Below are 21,333 nucleotides of genomic sequence, written 5' to 3'. Positions count from 1 at the left end.
GCGACAAATAATGTTCATTAACGCACGTTTAGCAATTGGGGCGCTTTAAACCCATAGCGCGCTAAACCAGCGGTCAGATTCGCAGCGGGCGCAGTTGTATAACAGCGACCATCGTGGTGATCGCTGGACAGCTCATCAACCACTTGCGCCACACGCCGAGCGATAGCATCACCAGAATCAATCCAATGTAAAGGCGCAGGGGCAAGCTGCTCTAGCCAGGGTTTCAACAGCGGAAAATGAGTGCAGCCGAGCACCACGGTATCTAGTTTGGGATGCTCGGCAGGAGCAGTGACGGCTTGCCATAACGGCGCCAATGCCGTCTGCATACGCTCTTTATTGGGCGTGATGCCAGCCAGATAGGCTTCTGCTTCCACCACTAAGGCATCGGCGGCAACGCGCGTAATGGCACAGTCACTGGCGAAGCTATCAATTAAGCGCTGAGTATAGGGCCGTGCCACCGTGGCCCTGGTGGCCAATAAACCGATATGCCGCGTTTGGCTAATCGCAGCCGCAGGTTTGATAGCAGGCACAGTACCTACCACGGGAATAGCTAACTGTTGGCGCAGATGCTCCAACGCCAAGGTGCTGGCGGTGTTACAGGCGACAACCAGCACGCTCGGTTGGCAAGCGTCGACGGCGGCCTGACAGACCGCCACGATGCGCTCGGTTAGCGCGGCGTCTTCGCGCAGCCCATAAGGCAGCCAAGCATTATCGCAGGCGTAGCACATAGCAGCATCAGGGTAGTGTTGACGCAGCGATTGTGCCACCGACAGGCCGCCGACACCGGAATCAAAAATTAATACGGGGCCTTTCATGGCTCTCTTTGCATCACTATCCTGCTTCATTCATCAGCGCCGAGCTGGTCGATGGTTAAACTGACACCCAATAAAAACGGGGCCGCCAGTTTAGCATGCCCCGCCTATGAATTTATTGATTGTCGCTACCCGCTTAAGTCGTTTTTCCTGGCTATACCGCGGGCACATCAGCCCCTCGCAGTTCGGCGTAGAGTTCGGGGTAGGCTTGCTGCAGGCGCTCTAACTCTTGTTCCGCACCGGCGGGAAGCGCCTCGCGAAGCTTTTCCATATCTTCTTGACTAAAGTGCTCATCAATTAGTGGAAACAGCCCTTCACGCTCGTGCCGCAAGTAGGCCCGATGCGCCTCTAAATAATCTTTTAGATCTTCAGCAAAACGATCCATGGGCAGCACATTGTCCATCAGAATCATGTCGATATCGCTGGAGAGACGCTGCAAGCGAGGCTTTAACTCACGATAATCATTGGCCATCTGTTCGGTAAGCGCACTATGGTCGGGCGCTTTAGCCTGTAACCGCTCAACGCAGACCTTTTCCAGCGGGGCGGCAAAACCATCCATGTAGGATAAAATGTAATCGACTACCTCACGCATCAGCTTGAAGTTGGGCCGCTCTCCCTGTACTAACGTTTTTTGCTTCAGCTGTAGCACATGAAGCATCCGAGCCATGTTGGCATGATCTAGACGCAGTTGGTTTAACATTGAGCCGTCTCCTTTATCGTGTCATGCCTGCCGTTTTGCCTGATTAAGCTGAAGGCATGCAATCATAGGGGCATAGCAACTAACAGGCGTTACCATTAACAATGCCTCTATGGCGTTATCCTAGCAAGCGCATCTTTCTGTTAGGTTACGCCAAAGGTAGTTCGACAAGCTGCGCTTTACCACAGACACTTGTAGTCAATAAGTAGTTCTACGCCCCGATTGACAACGGAAGTTCACATGGACCTTTTTGATAGCGCCCACGCAGCACCTTCAGAAGACGCCCCTCTAGCCTTTCGTATGCGCCCACGCCAATTGGACGATTATGTAGGCCAACAGGCGTTGGTGGGGCCGGATAAACCGCTACGCCGTATGGCAGAATCAGGCATCGTGCGTTCGATGATTCTATGGGGGCCGCCGGGGGTGGGCAAGACCACGCTGGCAGAGCTTTTAGCCAGAGCCTCTCAAGCCCACCTGGAGCATCTCAGCGCGGTGATGGCCGGGGTGAAAGAGATTCGTGCCGTCGTAGAACGTGCCCAGCAAATGTCATCCACGGTCATCCTCTTTTTAGATGAGATTCACCGTCTCAACAAGAGTCAGCAGGATGCCCTACTGCCCCACGTGGAGTCGGGGCTGCTCACGCTGATTGGTGCCACTACCGAAAACCCATCATTTGAGGTCAACTCGGCGCTGCTCTCCCGTGCACGGGTTTACGTATTGAAATCGCTCACTCAGGATGAGTTGATTACAGTGATGCGCCAAGCGCTTAACGACGCTGAACGCGGGCTGGGAAAACGCGATATTCACGTTGAAGACGAAGTATTAAGCGCGCTAGCCCATGCCAGCGCAGGTGATGCTCGCCGGGCGCTTGGGTTATTAGAAACCGCGTGTGATTTCGCCACCCAGGAAGCGGGCCGTGAAGTACTCCATAAGGACGTACTGGCGGATGTGATTGGCCACCAAGCCAGCGCTTTCGATAAGCAGGGTGACGCCTACTACGACCTGCTCTCGGCCATCCACAAATCCATCCGCTCTTCACGGCCTAATGCCGCGCTGCTGTATATGGCGCGCTTCATGCAGGGTGGCGGCGACCCGCTGGACGTGGTGCGCCGACTGACGGCCATTGCCTCAGAGGATGTCGGCAATGCCGACCCTCGCGCCCTACCGCTGGTGATTGCTGCTTGGGACGCCTACCTGCGCCTGGGGGATTACGAAGGCCAGCGGGCGATTGCCCATGCAGCCATTCACTTGGCGGTGGCGCCTAAAAGCAACCGCATTGATCGCGCCTGGAGTGAGGCCAAGCAGTATGTAAGTCAGCAACCTCAGGTGGAAGTGCCAACCTACCTGCGCAATGCGCCCACCAAACTCATGGAGCAGTTGGGCCATGGTGAAGGCTATCGCTATGCCCACAACGAGCCAGACGGCTATCCGGCGGGTAGCGCCCATGACTGCTGGCCTGAAGAGCTACCTAAAGCCACCTTCTTTAAGCCGAGCCCTTTCGGTCAGGAGAAGCGCTTTGGAGAAATAATGGCGTGGCGTGAAAGCCGTGATCAGGAAGCAGATGAGGCGCCCTAGGGCGCCTCATCTGGTGTGCTGCCTCTCTACTGCACACTTACATCTCTTAATTACAGCTCTTATTTAAAGCTGTTCGCGGATAACATCGGTGCCTTCGGGAATCTCGAAGTCAAACATGCTCTGGTCGATGTTGCCGTTGCTGGTAATGTTGCTGAAGGTAATAGCCGTGCGCTGCCCGGTGCTGTCCATCATCCACAGCTCGGTCAATGTGTCAGCATCGAATACCATGCTTAACTCTTCAAAAAGCGTATCGGCTGAGATAGGCACCAACGTAAAAACGTCTTCGCCGCCATCTTGCTCGTAGAACACCTCATAGCTCTCGGTTAACTCATCCACGCTGCCCGACAGCAGCAGCGCGGGCGTGTGGGTGACGCGATCATCCATCGCTTGAACGGTGACTTGTTCAAGGTCGGGATCATACATATACACATCGTCGCCATCCGACACGACGGTTTGCGAATACGGCGCTTCCACTTCCCAACGCAGCAACCCAGGGCGCGAAAGCCACATCTCGCCACGCGCGCTTTGTAGACGCTCGCCACCGCCATCAAGAATTTGCTGCTCAAAGGTAGCCTGATAGCTCTCAAGCGGATCCAGGCGCTCAGTTAACCGCTCAGCGGCGTCATCCGCCCATACCGGCGCACCAAAGGTCAAACCCAAGGCGCTTGCGGCAAATGCCAGTGATGAAGGTCGTCCTTTTAGCGTATCGCGCATATGATCTCCCTAGGCAATCGTTGCCAGATAACGGTTGCTCAATAATTAATGATAAAAAACAAAAGATAAAAAACGAATGCGTAAGGTCGGTTTAACCGTCCGACCGCTCATGTATGACTGTTCATGTAGGACTAAGACGTGAAAAACGCCGCAGGGTTTCACCCGCGGCGCGACTTCCACGCTTATTGCATAATTGTGCCCCTTACCAAGGGTTAATGGCCTACCGGAGGTGGCGCAAGCACTTCCCGGGCGCCGTTGGAGCCCATTGAGGTCACTACACCAGCGCCCTCCATGGCCTCAACCAAGCGAGCGGCCCGGTTATAGCCGATCTTGAAGCGGCGCTGGACAGCAGAAATCGAAGCTTTGCGTGTTTCAGTGACAAACTGGATAGCTTCATCATAAAGCGCATCCTGTTCGGCATCGTCACTATCGCCCCCTTCGGCTTCAAGGCCGGTCAAGGCATCGGCTGAGACGCCCCCTGAGAGGATCTCTTCGATGTACTCCGGTGCGCCCCGACGCTTCCAGTCATCGACTACCCGGTGCACTTCATCATCATCCACAAAGGCACCGTGGATACGATTAGGCGGCCCAGAGCCGGCAGGCAGATAGAGCATATCACCGTGCCCGAGCAGACTTTCAGCACCGCCCTGGTCAAGAATCGTGCGCGAATCGATGCGCGATGACACCTGAAAGGCCATCCGCGAAGGAATATTGGCCTTGATCAAGCCAGTCACAACGTCCACCGAGGGGCGCTGGGTAGCCAGAATCAAATGGATACCCGCGGCGCGGGCCTTTTGTGCCAGGCGGGCAATCAGCTCTTCGACCTTTTTGCCGACGATCATAAACATGTCGGCAAATTCGTCGATCACCACCACGATATAGGGCAGCTTCTCCAATACCGGGTGCGGCTGATGCACTTCCCATGGCTGCGGCTCCCACAGCGGGTCTGCCACTTGGGCACCGGCGCGCTCCGCTTCATCCAGGCGGCCATTAAAGCCTGCGATATTACGCACACCCATCGCCGCCATCAGCTTATAGCGGCGCTCCATCTCAGCCACACACCAGCGCAGACTGTTGGCCGCCTCTTTCATATCGGTGACCACGGGCGCCAGCAAATGAGGGATACCATCGTAGACCGACAGCTCCAGCATTTTGGGGTCGACCATGATGAGCTTCAACTCGCTGGGCTTCGCCTTGAGCAGCATCGAGATCAGCATGGCGTTAACGCCCACTGACTTACCCGACCCGGTGGTGCCGGCTACCAACAAGTGAGGCATCTTACCCAGGTTGGCCACCACGGGGCTGCCGCCAATATCCTGGCCCAGCGCCATGGTCAGCGGTGAAGTCTCCTGCTGATAACGGTCGGAGTCGATCACTTCGCGCAGGCGGATCATGGCGCGGTTGGGGTTGGGTATTTCAATCCCTACCGTGGGTCGCCCGGGAATAACCTCCACTACCCGCACACTCTTCACCATCAGTGAGCGCGCCAGGTCTTTGGCAAGATTACTGATCTTGGAGACCTTCACGCCAGCAGCAGGCTTGATTTCAAAGCGGGTAATCACCGGCCCAGGCCAGGTATCGACGACTTCCGCCTTAACACCGTATTCGCGCAGCCGCACTTCAAGCAGTTCGGCCATATCGGCCAACTGTTCATCGCTGTAATTGGGCTGATGCGGTTCAGCAGGTGTCAGAAGTTGCAGGCTCGGCACATCGCCTTCGGGCTCGTCCAGGGTCTCAAAGGCAGGCCGCTGGCTCTGCAAATGCTCCACGGTCCACAGCGCGGGGCCTTCGTCAGCTTCTTGCGCTTGAACATCGGGCGAGAAAGTGGGCTCTTGGCGTGCAGCTGGCGTAGGCACTGGCGCTGGTTCGCTTGGCTCCTCTGGCTGATATAACTCGTCGTCCATCTCTTCGTCGTCCCACACTGGCTCCGGAACGACTTCAGCCACACGCTCAGGTTTACGTGCGGGCTCAGGCTCCATAGCGCGCCCAGGAACAGGCTCAGGTGACTCACTGAGCGTCGGCTCACTGCGGCGTTCAGTGGGTGCTGTCTGAGTATGCGCTTTCTCAGTAGGCACTTCGTCGCTGACAAAGAAGTTACTTGCAGTAGGTGCCGGTGACTCTTCCTGACGCGAGGCGTGTAGCGGGAAGGAGACGTCGGCTTCCTTGGGCTCATCGTTTTCCTTGAGAACGGGCTCAGGCGCTATTGCCGGCTCCTCTGCCTGGACAAAGGCATTTTCTCGCGGCGCTGGGGGTGCCGGCACCTCCGCCTCTTCTGCAGTTTTATCTACTGGCGGCACTGACGCCTTTGCAGGCGCCGACACTGCTGGCTCCTCGGAAGCGGCAGGGGATTTAGCAGGCACGTGCTTATTGCTTGAAAAAGCCGCAGTTTCCCAGGGAATCGAGGTATCGGTGGTCTCGCTGCTGTGTTCCGTAGCGGCTGAATGGTCGGTGACACTGTTATCAAACGGCATTGAGAAACCTGGCTCGCGCCGTTCGCGACCCGTGGCACTTTTACCTACACCTACCGATTCAGCAGTCGGCCTAGCTTCAGTCGACTTAACGTCAGCAGGCTTGGCTTCAGCAGGTTTAACCTCAGCAGACTTATCCTCAACATATGAAGCTTTGGGCGCTAGCTCGGGTTTTACTTGAGGCTTCGCCGCAGGGGCGGGTTTCGCGGCCGCTCGCTGCGCTGCGCGCATGCGGCTTGCCTGCCGACGAGCCGATAGCCAGCCACCCAGCCGGCATATGCGCTTACCGAGCTCATCCGCCACCTGCAGCCACGACATGCCGCTAAATAACGGAAAGCCGCTTAAAATGAGTGCTGCGGCGATTAAGCCAACGCCGCCACTGCCTACTAAAGGCCTTAGCGCACCGACCAAGCCTTCCCCTAAAATGCCGCCAGAGGCGTAGGGCAGCATACTGTCAGGATGATAAAAGTGCAGCGCACCTAACATGGTGGTGCCAAAAATAAGGAGGACTAAGCCACCCGCGTGCACGGCAATCGCGACCGGGTCGAGCTCAAAACGTACCTGGCGCGATCGAATCAGCCACCAGGCGGCAAAACCAAACATCCCCGGCCACCACAGCGCACTGGCCCCTAGCAGTGAATAGAGAACATCGGCTAACCAGGCCCCCACCTGTCCCATCCAGTTACGTATGTCCGTTTCCGGCCCTTGGTAAGACCAGCCTGGATCAGAGGGGTGGTAACTAAATAAGGCTAATAATAAAAACACACACAGCGCTAGCAGTAACACCACTACGCCTTCGCGCACGGAGCCTTGTAAGCGCAGGCCAAAACGGCGAGCCTTATCCTTTGCGGCGTTAACACGCGCAGAAGAAGCCGATGGTGGTGTTTGACGCGCGCTACGCTGCGTTCGCTTGTTGACTGCTTTATTCACTTTCAAGCGACTCTCCCTTTACACCTCAATGGCGTCTTTAATCCACTTGCGAGTTTGCATGATACCGAGCATCCTTCCGCCGTCACAGAGCTGTTATCTAAGCGCTCAATACAAGAGCTCAGCACAAGAACTCATCTCAATAGCTTAGTAAAAGCACGTAGCAACAGGAGCAAGTAATGCTACCTTGGCTTTCCTCGCCATATCCCAACTTTCCAACCACCGCTACGGCCCTGGATTCCCCCAACGGCCTGCTGGCAGCCGGTGGAGAGCTTTCCCCCGTTTGGCTGGTAGAAGCCTACCGGCGGGGAATTTTTCCGTGGTTCAGCGATGACGACCCCATTTTATGGTGGAGTCCAGACCCGCGCATGATACTCCTACCCGAGCAATTTAAGCAGCGTCGTAGTCTGACCAAGCGATTACGCCATGGTGGCTTCCATATCACCCTGGATCAACACTTCGATCAGGTTATTCAGGCCTGTGCCGCCCCCCGCGACGAAGCAGGCGGCACCTGGATCACTGCCGAAATGCGCGACGCTTACAGCCAGCTAAATGCACTCGGCATTGCCCATAGCATTGAAGTCCATCAAAACGATCAGTTGGTAGGTGGCCTGTATGGTATCGCAATGGGGCCGGTGTTTTTTGGCGAATCGATGTTCTCCCGCACACCAGACGCCTCCAAGGTAGCGCTAGCCCACCTAGCCAGGGCTATGCGCGAGCATGATGGTAAGCTCATCGACTGCCAAATGCATACCCCTCACTTGGCCAGCCTGGGCGCTATTACAGTCGCTCGCGAGGCATTCATCAACTATCTTAAAAACTGGTTACCCGATAAGGCGTTTACGTTACCCTCATCACCCGTTGAAATACCGGCTGTTCCTGCATCGCTGTGGCTGAAGGCGATTGCTACTGAGGGTAACGATTAGAGATGAACTCATTCTGTTTCACCCAGGAGGCAAGCTGTGAGTAGTAACACTCCGCGTCGCCCGGTGCGGGATTTGCGCTTCTTCCTTACCGTGCCTCATTCTTGCAGCTATTTACCCGACAGAGAGGCGACGACGCTGTTCCTCGACCCTCAGGAGTCACCTGTGCCTGGCGTCTATGACTCGCTGGCACTGCTAGGGTTTCGTCGCAGCGGGCGTCATCTATACCGTCCTCACTGCGAAGGATGCAACGCCTGCCGCTCGGTGCGTATTCCGGTTGAGCAGTTTGAGTCCAATCGCACACAGCGTAAAATCTGGCGTCGCAATGCCGATATTAGCATCCGCATCATGCCCGCTTACTTTGCATCCACCCATTACTCGCTTTACGCTGATTATATTCGTCAGCGCCATGTTGACGGTGATATGTATCCGCCCAGCCGTGGACAGTACCGCACGTTTCTCACTCTTGATGAGCCCTATGCTCATCTCATGGAAATGTACCTTCACGACGAACTGGTCGGCGTGGCTGCCTTTGACCAACTGGAACATGGCCTATCCGCCATCTACACCTTCTTTGCCGTTAGCGAGGAACTGGATAAGCGTTCACTCGGCACTTTTGCCATTCTCAAACTGGTAGAGCTCAGCCGACAAAAAGAGCTTCCGCACCTATATTTAGGGTATTGGATCGAAGAGTGCCGTAAGATGCGCTACAAACAGGCTTTTGCGCCGCTAGAAATTCTTGATGGGCGCCATTGGCGGCAGTTAATTCGCTAAAGACGTAAGCTTTTTTGCCTTGACGGCAGGCTTACGGCACAATATAGCGCTGTTTCTTGAGTGCCCACCTAGCGGCACTCAAATTCTGACCGATTATTACATTACTAACTCATAAGTGAGGACATGCCTATATGGCACGCGAAGATCATATTGAAATGGAAGGCGTTATCGTCGATACCCTTCCGAACACCATGTTTCGTGTTGAGCTGGAAAACGGTCACGTTGTTACCGCTCACATCTCTGGCAAAATGCGCAAAAACTACATCCGCATTCTGACCGGCGATAAGGTAAAAGTAGAGCTAACACCTTACGATCTTTCTAAAGGCCGTATCGTATACCGTTCGCGCTAAGTCGTTGCACCGTTAACGCGTTCGGCTGATCTCAACTGTTCCCGCTAGACTGTCTTTAACGACAGCTTTTAACGACAGCGCCGATCAGCGTCAATGGCTGTTCACTAAAAACGACAACGCCCCGTCAATGACAGGGCGCTGCGTTTTGACTGCTTGTAAACAAGCGTGATTGGCTTTAGTGCGCCTTAGCGCCCTTTTCAGGGCGCATCGGCCATTTCCGTTTCTGTGGCAAGGTGCAGTTCGCCTTCTTCCAGGCTGACATGAACAATGCCACCCTGATCAGCCAACTCCCCAAACAGAATCATCTCGGCTAATGGCTTCTTCAGCTTCTCTTGAATGAGGCGCGCCATTGGGCGTGCACCCATATCAGGATCATAGCCTTTGTCGGCCAGCCAATCCCGCGCCATGTCGTCCACATCCAACTGAACACGCTTCTCATCCAACTGTGCCTGCAGTTCTATCAAGAACTTGTCGACCACGTTGCGTACAACAGAAACCGGCAGTGAGTGGAACTGGATAATGCTATCCAGGCGATTGCGGAACTCTGGCGAGAACGTGCGACGAATCACTTCCATGGCATCGGTCGAGTGGTCTTGATGCTGGAAACCAATCGAACGGCGTGACGCCTGCTCGGCACCGGCATTAGAGGTCATGATCAGGATAACGTGACGGAAATCCGCTTCGCGTCCGTTATTATCCGTTAAGCGACCGTGATCCATCACTTGCAGTAGCAGGTTGAAGACTTCCGGGTGCGCTTTCTCTATCTCATCTAACAACAGTACACAGTGCGGCTGTTTAGTGACCGCCTCGGTCAACAGGCCACCTTGGTCATAACCAACATAACCTGGAGGCGCACCAATCAGACGCGATACGGTATGACGCTCCATGTACTCCGACATATCAAAGCGAACCAGCTCAATGCCCATAATATGCGCAAGCTGCTTGGCCACTTCGGTTTTACCCACACCGGTAGGACCAGCAAACAAGAAGCTACCCACCGGCTTGTCGGGCGCTTTGAGCCCCGCACGGGACAGCTTAATAGCCGCAGAGAGGCTATCGATTGCTTCATCCTGGCCAAAGACCAGCATTTTCAGGTCACGGTCGAGCTTTTCAAGCAGCTTACGATCAGAGCTTGAAACACTCTTCGGCGGAATACGTGCAATAGAGGCCACGACGGCTTCTACTTGCTCAACGTCGATCGTTTTAGCGCGCATTTCCGGCGGCAATAGCCGCTGGTGAGCGCCAGCCTCGTCAATCACGTCAATCGCTTTGTCAGGCAGGAAGCGATCATTGATATAGCGATCCGCCAACCGCGCTGCGCTTTCTAATGCACCGTCAGTGTACTTAAGCTCATGGTGCTCTTCAAAGCGTGAACGTAGACCTTTTAGGATCTTGATGGTGTCGTCCACCGACGGCGCCATTACGTCCACTTTTTGGAAGCGGCGCGCCAACGCACGGTCTTTTTCAAAGATACCGCGGAATTCCTGGAACGTGGTTGAACCAATGCAGCGTAGCTCGCCCGAAGAGAGCAGTGGCTTAAGCAGGTTCGACGCATCCATCACACCGCCTGAAGCGGCACCCGCACCGATGACGGTGTGGATTTCATCGATGAAGAGCACTGCATTAGGCTGTTTACGAAGCTCGCCCAGCAGGCTCTTAAGACGTTTCTCAAAATCACCGCGGTATTTGGTGCCCGCCAGCAACGCGCCCATATCGAGCGAGTAAACCACTGCATCGGCAATGACATCGGGCACGTCTTCTTCAACAATACGTTTGGCCAAACCTTCAGCAATCGCGGTTTTACCTACGCCAGCCTCACCCACCAGAAGCGGGTTATTCTTGCGACGACGCGCCAGGATCTGAACGACGCGCTCAAGCTCATGGTCGCGGCCAATCAACGGATCGATTTTGCCCAGCCGCGCCTGCTCGTTCAAATTAGTGGCATAACCAGTAAGCGGGTGTGCAGCACCTTCGTTGCTTCCCTCTTCCGCCTCCTCATTTTCTGATGAAGAGGGCGAAGGAGATGGCCCATGACCAGCCACTTTAGAGATACCGTGGGCAATGTAATTCACCGCGTCAACGCGGGCTACGCTTTGCTGTTTAAGGAAGTAAACCGCCTGGCTCTCTTGTTCAGAGAAGATAGCCACCAGCACATTCGCGCCGGATACTTCGCTCTTACCAGATGACTGCACATGGAAAACCGCACGCTGTAAAACGCGTTGAAATCCGAGCGTGGGTTGTGTTTCACGATCACCCTGACCCTCTGGGATCAGCGGGGTGGTCGAGTTGATAAAATCCTGCAGATCGGACCGCAGCTTGTCGAGGTTAGCCCCGCATGCCTTCAGTACGTCTACCGCTGAGGCATTATCCAGCAACGCTAGCAGCAGGTGCTCAACGGTCATAAACTCGTGGCGCTTGGAGCGGGCCACGGTAAAGGCCGTGTTCAGGGTCATTTCAAGTTCTTTGCTCAGCATGGCAGTCCCCTTTTCGCTACTACCTAGGGCGTGTCGCCACCTAGGGCTTGCGTCGGATCAGTTTAATCGACCGGCACTCTCAACATCGGGTACAAATAGCACGGTTGCAAGCCTCACCACCAATTATTTCTCAACGCTTTTAATTGGCGGCCTCAATATCACTTATCAACGGATGCTCACACTCACGGGCGTACTCGTTTACCTGATAGCTTTTGGTTTCCGCTATATCGCGCGTAAACACGCCACAAGTGCCCTTTCCCTGGGTATGTACGGCGAGCATGATCTGAACGGCCGTCTCGCTATCCAAATTGAAAAAATCTTGCAGCACTTCAATAACGAATTCCATCGGCGTGTAATCGTCATTATGAAGCACCACCTTATAAAGCGGCGGTTGCGCCAGCGCTGGCTCTGCTGACTGAACCGTTAAATCGCCATCTTCATCGGGCATATCTGGACGTGTCATTCCCGCGTACACGGGAAAATCGACCAAGTATGAACTCTCTAGGTTGGACATAAGCAGCACGGTTGGTTGTCTCAAGACTGACCGATGTAAGCATCGCTACGTTTCACTATAGCTAAATCACAGCGATGGCGAATTTACAGCTATAACGAATTTACTAGAACGTAAGACGCTGCCGATCAGCAAGGGTTCATGGAAAAAGTAAAATATCACAGGATGCAATAGCGAAGGCAGTGTAAAACCCCGCCCACTAAGCCAAGCGGGCGGGGGTTCAGAGCTTAAATCGAAGACGGGAGCGACTAGCCTTTAGCGACGATGGACAACGTCTCGTTGAGGGTCTTGCTGGGGCGCATCACTTTGTCCGTCAATTCATGGTCAGGATGGTAGTAGCCACCAATATCGGTAGGCTGGCCCTGCACACTATTAAGCTCATCGACAATCGTCGCCTCTTTGGCTTTTAGCGCTTCGGTTAAGCGACCGAACAGTTCCTGCATTTCGGCATCACCACTCTGCTCAGCCAAGGCTTCTGCCCAGTATAGCGCTAAATAGAAATGGCTACCGCGATTGTCGAGTTCACCCACTTTGCGTGAAGGTGACTTGTTACTATCCAGGAACTTACCGTTGGCCTGATCGAGCGCCTTGGCTAACATTTTCGCTCGGGCGTTATTGAACGTGCTGCCCAGATGCTCAAGCGAAGCGGCTAAGGCTAAAAATTCGCCCAGTGAGTCCCAACGCAGGTGGTTCTCTTCCAACAGCTGTTGAACGTGCTTAGGGGCAGAGCCGCCAGCGCCAGTTTCAAACAAGCCACCGCCATTCATCAACGGTACGATCGAAAGCATCTTGGCGCTGGTACCGAGCTCCATGATCGGGAACAGGTCGGTCAGATAGTCACGCAGAACGTTACCGGTCACGGAGATGGTATCTTCGCCCTTGCGGATACGCTCCAGCGAGAAGCGCATCGCGTCTTCCGGCGTCATGATGCGAATATCGAGGCCATCGGTATCGTGATCTTTCAAGTAGCTTTCGACTTTCTTGATCAGCTGAGCATCGTGGGCACGCTGGGCGTCCAACCAGAAAATAGCCGGGGTGCCGCTTTCACGAGCGCGGTTCACCGCCAGTTTCACCCAGTCACGAACCGGGGCATCTTTGGTCTGGCACATACGCCAGATGTCGCCCTGCTCTACGCTGTGCTCAAGCACGACGTTGCCATCGGTATCCGTAACGCGAACGGTGCCGTCGGTGGGAATCTGGAAGGTCTTGTCGTGAGAGCCGTACTCTTCAGCTTTCTGCGCCATCAGGCCAACGTTAGGCACGCTACCCATGGTGGTCGGATCAAACGCACCGTGCTGTTTGCAGTCTTCGATCACGGTTTGGTAGATACCGGCGTAGCAGCGATCAGGAATTACCGCTTTGACGTCGTGCAGCTGGTCGTCGGCGCCCCACATCTTGCCGGAGTCACGAATCATCGCAGGCATGGACGCATCGATAATCACGTCGCTGGGCACGTGCAGGTTGGTGATGCCTTTATGAGAATTCACCATTGCAAGGCGTGGACGCTCGGCATACAGCGCCTGGATCTCGTCCTCAATTTGCTTCTGACGCTCTTCAGGCAGCGACTTAATCGCCGAGTAGAGATCGCCAATACCGTTATTGGGATCAAAGCCTGCCTGCTTCAGCTCATCCGCGTGCTTGCTAAGCACGTCCTGATAGAACTCACTAACCACCATGCCGAACATGATCGGGTCAGAGACCTTCATCATGGTCGCTTTGAGGTGCAGCGAGAACAGCACATCTTTAGCTTTGGCGTCGGCCACTTCTTCCGCCACGAAACGACGCAGCGCGTTACGGCTCATCACCGCACCGTCAACGACTTCGCCTTCGAGTACTGGCGTTTTCTGCTTGAGCACTGTTGTGCTGCCATCTTTAGCGACCAGCTCAATCTTAAGATCGGTAGCTTTTTCAATCAGCGCCGACTTCTCACTGCCGTAAAAATCGCCTTCACTCATATGCGCCACGTGGGACTTGGAGTCGCTGCTCCACTCGCCCATGCGGTGCGGGTATTTACGCGCATAATTTTTAACCGACAGCGGTGCGCGGCGGTCTGAGTTACCTTCACGCAACACCGGGTTAACGGCACTGCCTTTGGTTTTGTCGTAACGCGCCTGAATGTCTTTCTCTTCGTCAGTCTGGGGCGCTTCCGGGTAGTCAGGAAGCTTGTAGCCCTGCTGCTGCAGCTCTTTAATCACCGCTTTCAACTGAGGCAGTGAAGCACTGATGTTGGGTAATTTGATGATGTTAGCTTCTGGGGTCTTGGTCAGTTCGCCAAGCTCGGCCAGGTGATCGCCGATCTGTTGCTCTTCGCTCAGGTAATCAGGAAACTGAGAGATAATCCGAGCGGCCAGCGAAATATCGCGCGTCTCTACCTGGATACCCGCTGAATCGGTGAAGGCATCGATAATCGGCAACAGGGAGTACGTCGCAAGCGCGGGGGCTTCGTCGGTGAGCGTATAGATGATCTTCGGCGTTTTGGTCATTTTTGCGTTAACCTCTCTTGTCACTACGATTGCAAGAAATCTTGAGCGGAGCGCGAGTTCACTAATGGCCGGGTCTCTAGCCTGTTTATAACGATGACGCCCCCAGCACGCCCCAGCAGCTAGGCCGGAGTATACCAGCGCTGTCCGCCATGCGCATTGTCGACATGTCCCGTCCAAAGAGCGCATAGAAAGTAAAAAGAGTAACGAGATGTCATGAGCAACCTCTATCTATTGCATAAGCCGTTTCAAGTATTAAGCCAGTTCAGCGACCGCGAAGGACGCCAAACACTGGCTCAATATATTGATGTCAAAGACATTTACCCTGCTGGGCGGCTTGACTATGACTCTGAAGGCCTGCTGCTGCTCAGCGACGACGGCGAGTTGATTCATCGCATCTCTCATCCACGCCACAAACAGCCCAAAACCTACTGGGCGCAGGTCGAAGGGCAAATAGATGACACGGCCCTCAAGGCGCTGCGTCAGGGCATTACCCTCAAAGATGGCCCGACCCAGCCAGCGAAGGCTCGCCGAATGGAGCCTCCCACCACCGCCTTGCGCCAATCTCCTATCGACCCCAAGCGCCACCCGTCGACTAGCTGGCTGGAGCTAACCATTAGCGCAGGGCGCAATCGCCAGGTTCGCCGTATGACCGCTCACGTAGGCTTTCCTACGCTGCGCTTGATTCGCGTCTCCATTGGCCCCTGGACATTGGAAGGGTTAGCGCCTGGCGAGTGGCGTAAAGAGACCCTGCACGCACCCCGACCGGCGAATACAGCCCCAAATAAGCGAACGGCTCAGCGACAAGATCAACGGACAAGACCCGCCGCCAAACCCAGGAAGCCATCATGAGCCTTATTCACAGCACGGCGGCGTGTGTTATTCAGCGTGGCGAGCATTTCTTAATGGTGGAAGAGCAACGCGGCGGGCCGCATAGCGTATTTAACCAGCCCGCCGGGCATATCGAATCTGGCGAGGGGCCCATCACAGCCATTCTGCGTGAGGTAGTGGAAGAGACTGCCTGGCAGGTATCGCTTACCGGCTATCTGGGCCTATACGTTTTTCATACCGACGAAGGGCAAACGTTTCACAGCCACGGCTTTATCGGCACGCCGCTGGAACAGCTCGACCTTGCCCTAGACCCCGACATTACCGCTACCCATTGGCTAACGCTGGAACAAATACAAGCCTTGGAACAGCAGTCACGCCTACGCAGCCCACTGGTATTAAAACGTATTGAGGATGCGCTCAGCGGGCCTTGTTATCCGCTAACGGTGATTCGCGAGTGAAGCACTCGAAGCAGTCACTCCCCATCGTGTATAATCCCCGCCCAATTGCACACCGCTTATTTGCACCCTACTTCAACTGAGGATGCCTATGTCATCCACTGATCCAATTACGCTAGGCTCATCCACCACTGAGCCATCCGCCACAGCCGCTAACGGCAAAGTGATTGTCGGTATGTCCGGCGGCGTCGACTCGTCCGTTTCTGCCCTTCTCCTCATGCAGCAAGGCTATGAAGTAGAAGGCCTGTTTATGAAGAACTGGGATGAAGACGACGGCACTGAATACTGCACGGCCAAAGAGGATCTTGCCGACGCCGAGGCGGTCTGCGAAAAGCTGGGCATTAAACTGCACACCGCTAATTTTGCCGCCGAGTACTGGGATAACGTATTTGAGCACTTTTTAGCCGAATACAAAGCGGGCCGCACGCCCAATCCGGATATTCTGTGTAACCGGGAAATCAAGTTTAAGGTCTTCCTTGAGTACGCCGAAATGCTCGGGGCCGACAAAATCGCTACTGGTCACTATGTACGCCAGGGTATGCGTGAAGGTCGCCCGCGCCTGCTTAAAGGCCTGGATGGCAACAAAGACCAAAGCTACTTCCTGCATGCAGTGCCGGAAGCCGCTATTGCCCGCACCCTGTTCCCAGTGGGTGAACTGGAAAAGCCCGCTGTGCGTGCGCTGGCAGAACAGCACGGACTGATTACCGCCAAGAAAAAAGATTCTACCGGTATCTGCTTTATCGGCGAGCGGCGCTTTCGCGACTTCCTTCAGCAGTACCTACCCGCCCAACCCGGGACCATTGAAACGCCGGATGGCGATGTTATCGGCAAACATATGGGGCTGATGTACTACACCCTTGGCCAGCGCCAGGGGCTCGGCATTGGCGGGCTTGCCAACTACTCAGAAGAGCCCTGGTATGTGGCGGCGAAAGACTTGGATCGCAATGTACTGATCGCGGTGCAGGGTAAGCACGATCAACTGCTTTACTCCGATACATTGGCCACAGAGGCGATGGACTGGGTGGCAGGCGAGCCGCCGGTTCAGCAAGGTCGCTTTACCGCCAAAACGCGCTACCGGCAAAGTGACTGCGGCTGTGAAATGCGCGCCCTGCCCGACGGCGGCGTAGAGGTCACGTTCGATGACCCACAGTGGGCGGTCACGCCTGGCCAGTCGCTGGTCCTTTACGATGGCGACATTTGCCTGGGCGGCGGCGTTATCCGCGCCACCTGGAAAAAAGCCGCGGAGGCCGCCGCATGAATTCAACCACCCCGATTCATCGCGCACCTGATTCCCCAGCAGCCCGCCAAGCGCTGGCGCTGGCCGGTGTGTTTCAAGCCGCCAGTCTGGTGGACGAACTCGCCCGCACCGGTCAAGTAGACCCGCGCGCCTGGGAAACATTGATTGAAGCCACCGTGGATACCAATCCGGAGAGCTTTGAAGCCATCTATGGCGGGCATCCCAATAACTTGCGCCGCGGTCTGGATACGCTGGAAGCTCTGGTAGGTCGCAAGCAGGCGAACCCGGTGGTACTGCGTTACGGTTTTTCACTGCTCATGCTGATGAATAAGCTGCGCACCAATACCGGCATGATGGATTCCCTGGGCCAAAAGCTTACCCGTATCCAGGGTCAGGCCGAGCACTTCGGTCCCACCCATGAAAACGTGGTCGCCAGCTTAGGGGAAGCGTACCAAGAAACGATCTCCACCTTTAAAACCCGCATTGTGGTGCAAGGCGACCCATCCCTGCTGCAAAGCCGCATGATGCCTGAACGCGTTCGCGCCTGCTTAATGGCTGGCATTCGCTTTGGCTTATTGTGGCACCAGCAAGGCGGTCGGCGCTGGAAGCTCGTGTTTCAGCGCAAAGCGCTACGCCGTGCACTGGACAGCCTTAGTTAAACCACTCTCTAATCGTCTGATCGTGTGCATATGACCGTCCTGTGCTCGATTCATCCGGTTTTGAATAACTTGCTCTCGAACAACCTGGAAACGATGCCATGCAACTCTCCGCTTTGACCGCCCTCTCCCCCGTTGACGGCCGCTACGCCTCTAAAGCCGCCGCCCTGCGCGAACACTTCAGCGAATTCGGCCTGATCCGCGCCCGTGTGATTGTGGAAGTTCGCTGGTTGCAGCGCTTGGCCGAGCACACGAAAATCGTTGAAGTGCCGCCCCTCTCCGCTGAAGCGACGGCGTTTCTTGAGCAGTTGATTCGTGAGTTTTCGATTGCCGATGCCGAGCGAATCAAAGAGATTGAGCGCACCACCAATCACGACGTCAAAGCGGTTGAGTACTTCCTGAAAGAGAAGATCGCCGGTCAGGCCGAGCTCCACGCAGTCACCGAGTTCATTCACTTTGCCTGCACCAGCGAAGATATCAACAATCTCTCTTACGGTGTGATGCTCAGCGACGGCTTAAAAGCCATGCTGCCCACCATGCACGAAGTGGCTGACGAAATCGCCAAGCTGGCAATTGCCCATGCCGCCCAGCCAATGCTGTCGCGTACTCATGGTCAAACCGCCACCCCGACCACTTTAGGCAAAGAGATGGCCAACGTCGCCTACCGCCTTAAGCGCCAGCTTAAGCAGATTGAAGCGGTGGAAGTGCTTGGCAAAATCAATGGCGCCGTGGGTAACTATAACGCCCACCTGACGACTTACCCTGAGATCGACTGGGAAGCCAACGCGCGCACTTTTGTGGAAGGTTTGGGCCTAACGTTCAACCCTTACACGACTCAGATCGAACCTCATGACTATATCGCCGAACTGTTTGATGCCATTTGCCGCTTCAATACGATTTTAATCGACTTCGATCGCGACGTATGGGGTTACATCTCACTGGGCTACTTTAAGCAGCGCACGGTCGAGGGCGAAATTGGCTCATCCACCATGCCGCATAAAGTTAACCCGATCGATTTTGAGAACTCCGAGGGCAACCTGGGCCTAGCCAATGCGGTGCTTAGCCACCTAGCGCAAAAGCTGCCGATCTCCCGCTGGCAGCGCGACCTGACTGACTCCACCGTGTTACGTAACCTTGGCGTAGGCTTGGCGTATGGGCTGATTGCTTACCACGCCAGCCTAAAAGGCATCAGCAAGCTTGAAGCCAACCCTGAGCGTTTAGACGCTGATCTGGATAACAGTTGGGAAGTGCTTGCCGAGCCCATCCAAACGGTAATGCGCCGCTACGGTATTGAGAAGCCCTACGAAAAACTCAAGCAGCTGACCCGTGGCAAACGTATTGACCAAGCAGGCTTTGCGGCGTTTATTGATACCCTTGAACTACCCAGCGACGTCAAAACCGAATTGAAGGCGCTTTCACCGGCCAACTATATTGGTAATGCCCAGGCACAAGCCGAAGCACTGACACATCAGCTAAACTCGCTGTAACCCATTTGTTGTGACCAACTTGCTGTGACCAACGTTGCTGCGACCACTACACCAGGACACGCCATGAACCATCACGATAAGCCGCTAACACTGCTGGGCGATCTTACCGCCGCAGACTTTCTGGCCAATTATTGGCAGCAAAAGCCGCTGCTGATTCGTGGCGCAATGCCCGACTTCATTAGCCCGATTGAAGCTGATGAGCTGGCGGGACTCGCCTGCGAGCCTGGCGTAGAGGCGCGCCTGGTCGAAGAAGAAGGCCCCGATGGGCCTTGGCAGGTCTCCCACGGCCCCTTTGATGAAGCCATCTTTGAACGACTGCCAGAGAACAACTGGAGTCTTCTCGTGCAGGCCGTTGACCATTACGTGCCTGCGGTCGCCGCGCTAATGGACGAGTTTGACTTCCTGCCGCGTTGGCGGCTCGATGACGTGATGATCAGCTACGCGCCTCCGGGCGGCAATGTGGGCGCGCATATCGATCAATACGATGTCTTTTTACTCCAGGCCAGCGGCCATCGACGCTGGCAGTTGGGCGGCAAGCTCACGGAAGATGCGCCGATCATCCAAGGCATTGATCTTCGCATCCTGAAAGAATTCACCGTAGAGCCGGATTCCGACTGGGTGCTTGACCCCGGCGACATGCTCTATCTACCCCCCGGCTGGGCACATCACGGCGTGAGCCAAAGCGATGATTGCATGACGATCTCGATTGGCTTCCGAGCGCCCTCCGCCGATGAGGCGATTACCTCCTATGCGGATTATTTGGGCGAGCAGCTTCCTGCCTCACAGCGTTATAGTGATGCGGGCATGGCGCCTGCCGAGCAGGTCGGTGAGCTGGACGACGCCGCCGTTGAACGTATGCGCCAGTTGATCATGTCAACGCTCGACAACCCCACTCAGATTGCTCAGTGGTTTGGCCGGGTAATGACCCAGCCCAAGTATGTGGATCAAGTAGTGCCACTTGAAACGCCGCTAACCGAAGCAGCGCTTGTTGCTCAATTACAAGAGGGTGAGCCGCTTTACCATATGCCTGGCTCACGCTTTGCCTGGCGCCGCGATGCCAGCGGTACCACGCTATTTGTGGATGGTGACGGCCATGCCTGTTCAACTGAATTAGCCAAACGCCTAGCCGATACCTCCCCACTCTACGCCGAAGACCTTGAGATTGACGGTGCCGCAGCGCTTATTACCCAGCTGGTTAACACCGGCAGCTTGGGCTTTATGGGCGATGAAGGTGAGGACGACGAGGCGTATTAATGGCGATTACTCAGATTAGTAGTGGCAACTGGGAGACACTTGGCCCGGCAGCTAGCGAGATCCGCCGCAAGGTGTTTATCGACGAGCAGAACGTGCCACAGGAAGAAGAGTGGGATGGACTGGATCCGGCGTGCCAGCACTTTCTCGCTATGCTTGACGGCCAGCCAGTGGGCACCGCACGCCTGCTACCCGATGCGCACATTGGCCGTGTCGCGGTACTCGCTAATGCCCGCGGCACCGGTATTGGCGTACTGCTGATGCAGGCTGCGATTGAGGCGGCACGTCATGCGGGCCACCCCCAGGTGGCCCTCAGCGCTCAGGTGCATGCGCTGGCGTTTTATGAGCGGCTGGGCTTCGTCGCTCATGGCGATGAATTTCTGGATGCGGGCATTCCCCATCGAGAAATGACACTTTCGCTCGATTAATAAGCCCTCTTGATTGATCTCTAGCACTGCCTCGGCAGTGCTTTTTTGTGCGCTCTTGCCGCCATCTTGACGAAAAACGACTACACAAACCCTCCCTTCCTCTACCCCGTTGTCGTCGGGCTACAACCCCCTGTGCCCCGAAGTGTCAATTGTTGAGTGAGCCATCCTCGTGGATAGTTATTGCATTGCAGCGTTAAGCCGATTTGATCAAGCCATCAAGCCCGCGCTCAACGCTGTAGCTGAAGTCTCTAGCGCTGCTGCTTCTAGCTTTCAAGACGTTTGC

At 55.4% G+C, this 21,333-nt stretch carries 18 protein-coding genes; 11 read left to right on the top strand and 7 right to left on the bottom strand.

Features of this window, described 5'->3' with window-relative positions; genetic code table 11:
* Positions 1–17: 17 nt before the first annotated feature.
* Positions 18–815: a glutamate racemase gene (gene murI / locus ACWI0H_RS05775; protein WP_485875396.1), complete on the bottom strand. Its 798-nt coding sequence runs from the start codon at positions 813–815 to the stop codon at positions 18–20.
* Positions 816–966: 151 nt separating this feature from the next.
* A complete protein-coding gene (locus tag ACWI0H_RS05770; protein ID WP_176302705.1) occupies positions 967–1,512 on the bottom strand; it encodes a hemerythrin domain-containing protein in 546 nt (181 codons plus the stop codon).
* A gap of 237 nt (positions 1,513–1,749) precedes the next feature.
* On the opposite strand from ACWI0H_RS05770, the gene ACWI0H_RS05765 reads away from it, so the two are divergent.
* Entirely contained in the window at positions 1,750–3,084 is a 1,335-nt protein-coding gene (locus tag ACWI0H_RS05765) for a replication-associated recombination protein A (protein ID WP_485875394.1), read from the top strand.
* A 63-nt stretch (positions 3,085–3,147) separates the two neighbouring features.
* Here ACWI0H_RS05765 and lolA read toward each other — a convergent pair whose 3' ends face one another.
* Positions 3,148–3,798 carry an outer membrane lipoprotein periplasmic chaperone LolA gene (gene lolA, locus ACWI0H_RS05760; RefSeq protein ID WP_485875392.1) on the bottom strand — a complete coding sequence of 217 codons (651 nt, stop codon included), beginning with the start codon at positions 3,796–3,798 and terminating at the stop codon, positions 3,148–3,150.
* A 212-nt stretch (positions 3,799–4,010) separates the two neighbouring features.
* Positions 4,011–7,202, bottom strand: a complete 3,192-nt coding sequence (locus ACWI0H_RS05755) for a DNA translocase FtsK (protein ID WP_485875390.1) — start codon at positions 7,200–7,202, stop codon at positions 4,011–4,013.
* A gap of 170 nt (positions 7,203–7,372) precedes the next feature.
* Here ACWI0H_RS05755 and aat point away from each other — a divergent pair, with 170 nt between their 5' ends.
* The 3 genes from aat to infA all read left to right on the top strand — a co-directional run bounded on the left by aat (position 7,373) and on the right by infA (position 9,240).
* On the top strand, positions 7,373–8,119 hold the full coding sequence (gene aat / locus ACWI0H_RS05750) for a leucyl/phenylalanyl-tRNA--protein transferase (RefSeq protein ID WP_485875388.1): 747 nt from the start codon (positions 7,373–7,375) through the stop codon (positions 8,117–8,119).
* 36 nt (positions 8,120–8,155) lie between these two features.
* Entirely contained in the window at positions 8,156–8,890 is a 735-nt protein-coding gene (locus tag ACWI0H_RS05745; protein ID WP_485875386.1) for an arginyltransferase, read from the top strand.
* Positions 8,891–9,021: 131 nt separating this feature from the next.
* Positions 9,022–9,240 carry a translation initiation factor IF-1 gene (infA, locus tag ACWI0H_RS05740; protein WP_007111068.1) on the top strand — a complete coding sequence of 73 codons (219 nt, stop codon included), beginning with the start codon at positions 9,022–9,024 and terminating at the stop codon, positions 9,238–9,240.
* Between the two features lie 197 nt (positions 9,241–9,437).
* Here the strand turns inward: infA and clpA are convergent, their stop codons facing one another.
* From clpA to ACWI0H_RS05725, 3 genes are all read right to left on the bottom strand, one after another.
* Positions 9,438–11,714: an ATP-dependent Clp protease ATP-binding subunit ClpA gene (clpA, locus tag ACWI0H_RS05735; RefSeq protein ID WP_485875384.1), complete on the bottom strand. Its 2,277-nt coding sequence runs from the start codon at positions 11,712–11,714 to the stop codon at positions 9,438–9,440.
* A gap of 139 nt (positions 11,715–11,853) precedes the next feature.
* Positions 11,854–12,162, bottom strand: a complete 309-nt coding sequence (gene clpS / locus ACWI0H_RS05730) for an ATP-dependent Clp protease adapter ClpS (RefSeq protein ID WP_485876165.1) — start codon at positions 12,160–12,162, stop codon at positions 11,854–11,856.
* Between the two features lie 311 nt (positions 12,163–12,473).
* The gene (locus ACWI0H_RS05725) at positions 12,474–14,708 is read right to left on the bottom strand and encodes an NADP-dependent isocitrate dehydrogenase (protein ID WP_485875382.1); all 2,235 of its coding nucleotides are present in this window, start codon (positions 14,706–14,708) and stop codon (positions 12,474–12,476) included.
* A gap of 213 nt (positions 14,709–14,921) precedes the next feature.
* Between ACWI0H_RS05725 and ACWI0H_RS05720 the strand changes: the two genes are divergently transcribed.
* The 7 genes from ACWI0H_RS05720 (at position 14,922) to ACWI0H_RS05690 (ending at position 21,050) form a co-directional block, all read left to right on the top strand.
* Entirely contained in the window at positions 14,922–15,557 is a 636-nt protein-coding gene (locus tag ACWI0H_RS05720) for a pseudouridine synthase (protein WP_485875380.1), read from the top strand.
* Positions 15,554–15,994 carry an NUDIX domain-containing protein gene (locus ACWI0H_RS05715; RefSeq protein WP_485875378.1) on the top strand — a complete coding sequence of 147 codons (441 nt, stop codon included), beginning with the start codon at positions 15,554–15,556 and terminating at the stop codon, positions 15,992–15,994. Before ACWI0H_RS05720 ends, ACWI0H_RS05715 begins: the two co-directional genes overlap by 4 nt.
* Positions 15,995–16,076: 82 nt before the next feature.
* Positions 16,077–17,249: a tRNA 2-thiouridine(34) synthase MnmA gene (gene mnmA, locus ACWI0H_RS05710; protein WP_485875376.1), complete on the top strand. Its 1,173-nt coding sequence runs from the start codon at positions 16,077–16,079 to the stop codon at positions 17,247–17,249.
* On the top strand, positions 17,246–17,887 hold the full coding sequence (gene hflD, locus ACWI0H_RS05705; RefSeq protein ID WP_485875375.1) for a high frequency lysogenization protein HflD: 642 nt from the start codon (positions 17,246–17,248) through the stop codon (positions 17,885–17,887). The genes mnmA and hflD overlap by 4 nt, the downstream gene beginning before the upstream one ends.
* Before the next feature lie 98 nt (positions 17,888–17,985).
* Positions 17,986–19,371 (top strand): adenylosuccinate lyase, encoded by a 1,386-nt coding sequence (purB, locus tag ACWI0H_RS05700; protein WP_101146098.1) that lies wholly within the window; start codon positions 17,986–17,988, stop codon positions 19,369–19,371.
* 63 nt (positions 19,372–19,434) lie between these two features.
* Positions 19,435–20,625, top strand: a complete 1,191-nt coding sequence (locus tag ACWI0H_RS05695) for a JmjC domain-containing protein (protein WP_485875372.1) — start codon at positions 19,435–19,437, stop codon at positions 20,623–20,625.
* Positions 20,625–21,050: a GNAT family N-acetyltransferase gene (locus tag ACWI0H_RS05690; protein ID WP_176302691.1), complete on the top strand. Its 426-nt coding sequence runs from the start codon at positions 20,625–20,627 to the stop codon at positions 21,048–21,050. Before ACWI0H_RS05695 ends, ACWI0H_RS05690 begins: the two co-directional genes overlap by 1 nt.
* Positions 21,051–21,333: the final 283 nt, after the last annotated feature.

The organism is Halomonas sp. NYA30 (genome assembly GCF_976980765.1).
Note: the sequence above shows the minus strand (reverse complement) of the source record. Positions and strands in the feature narration are given on the sequence as shown.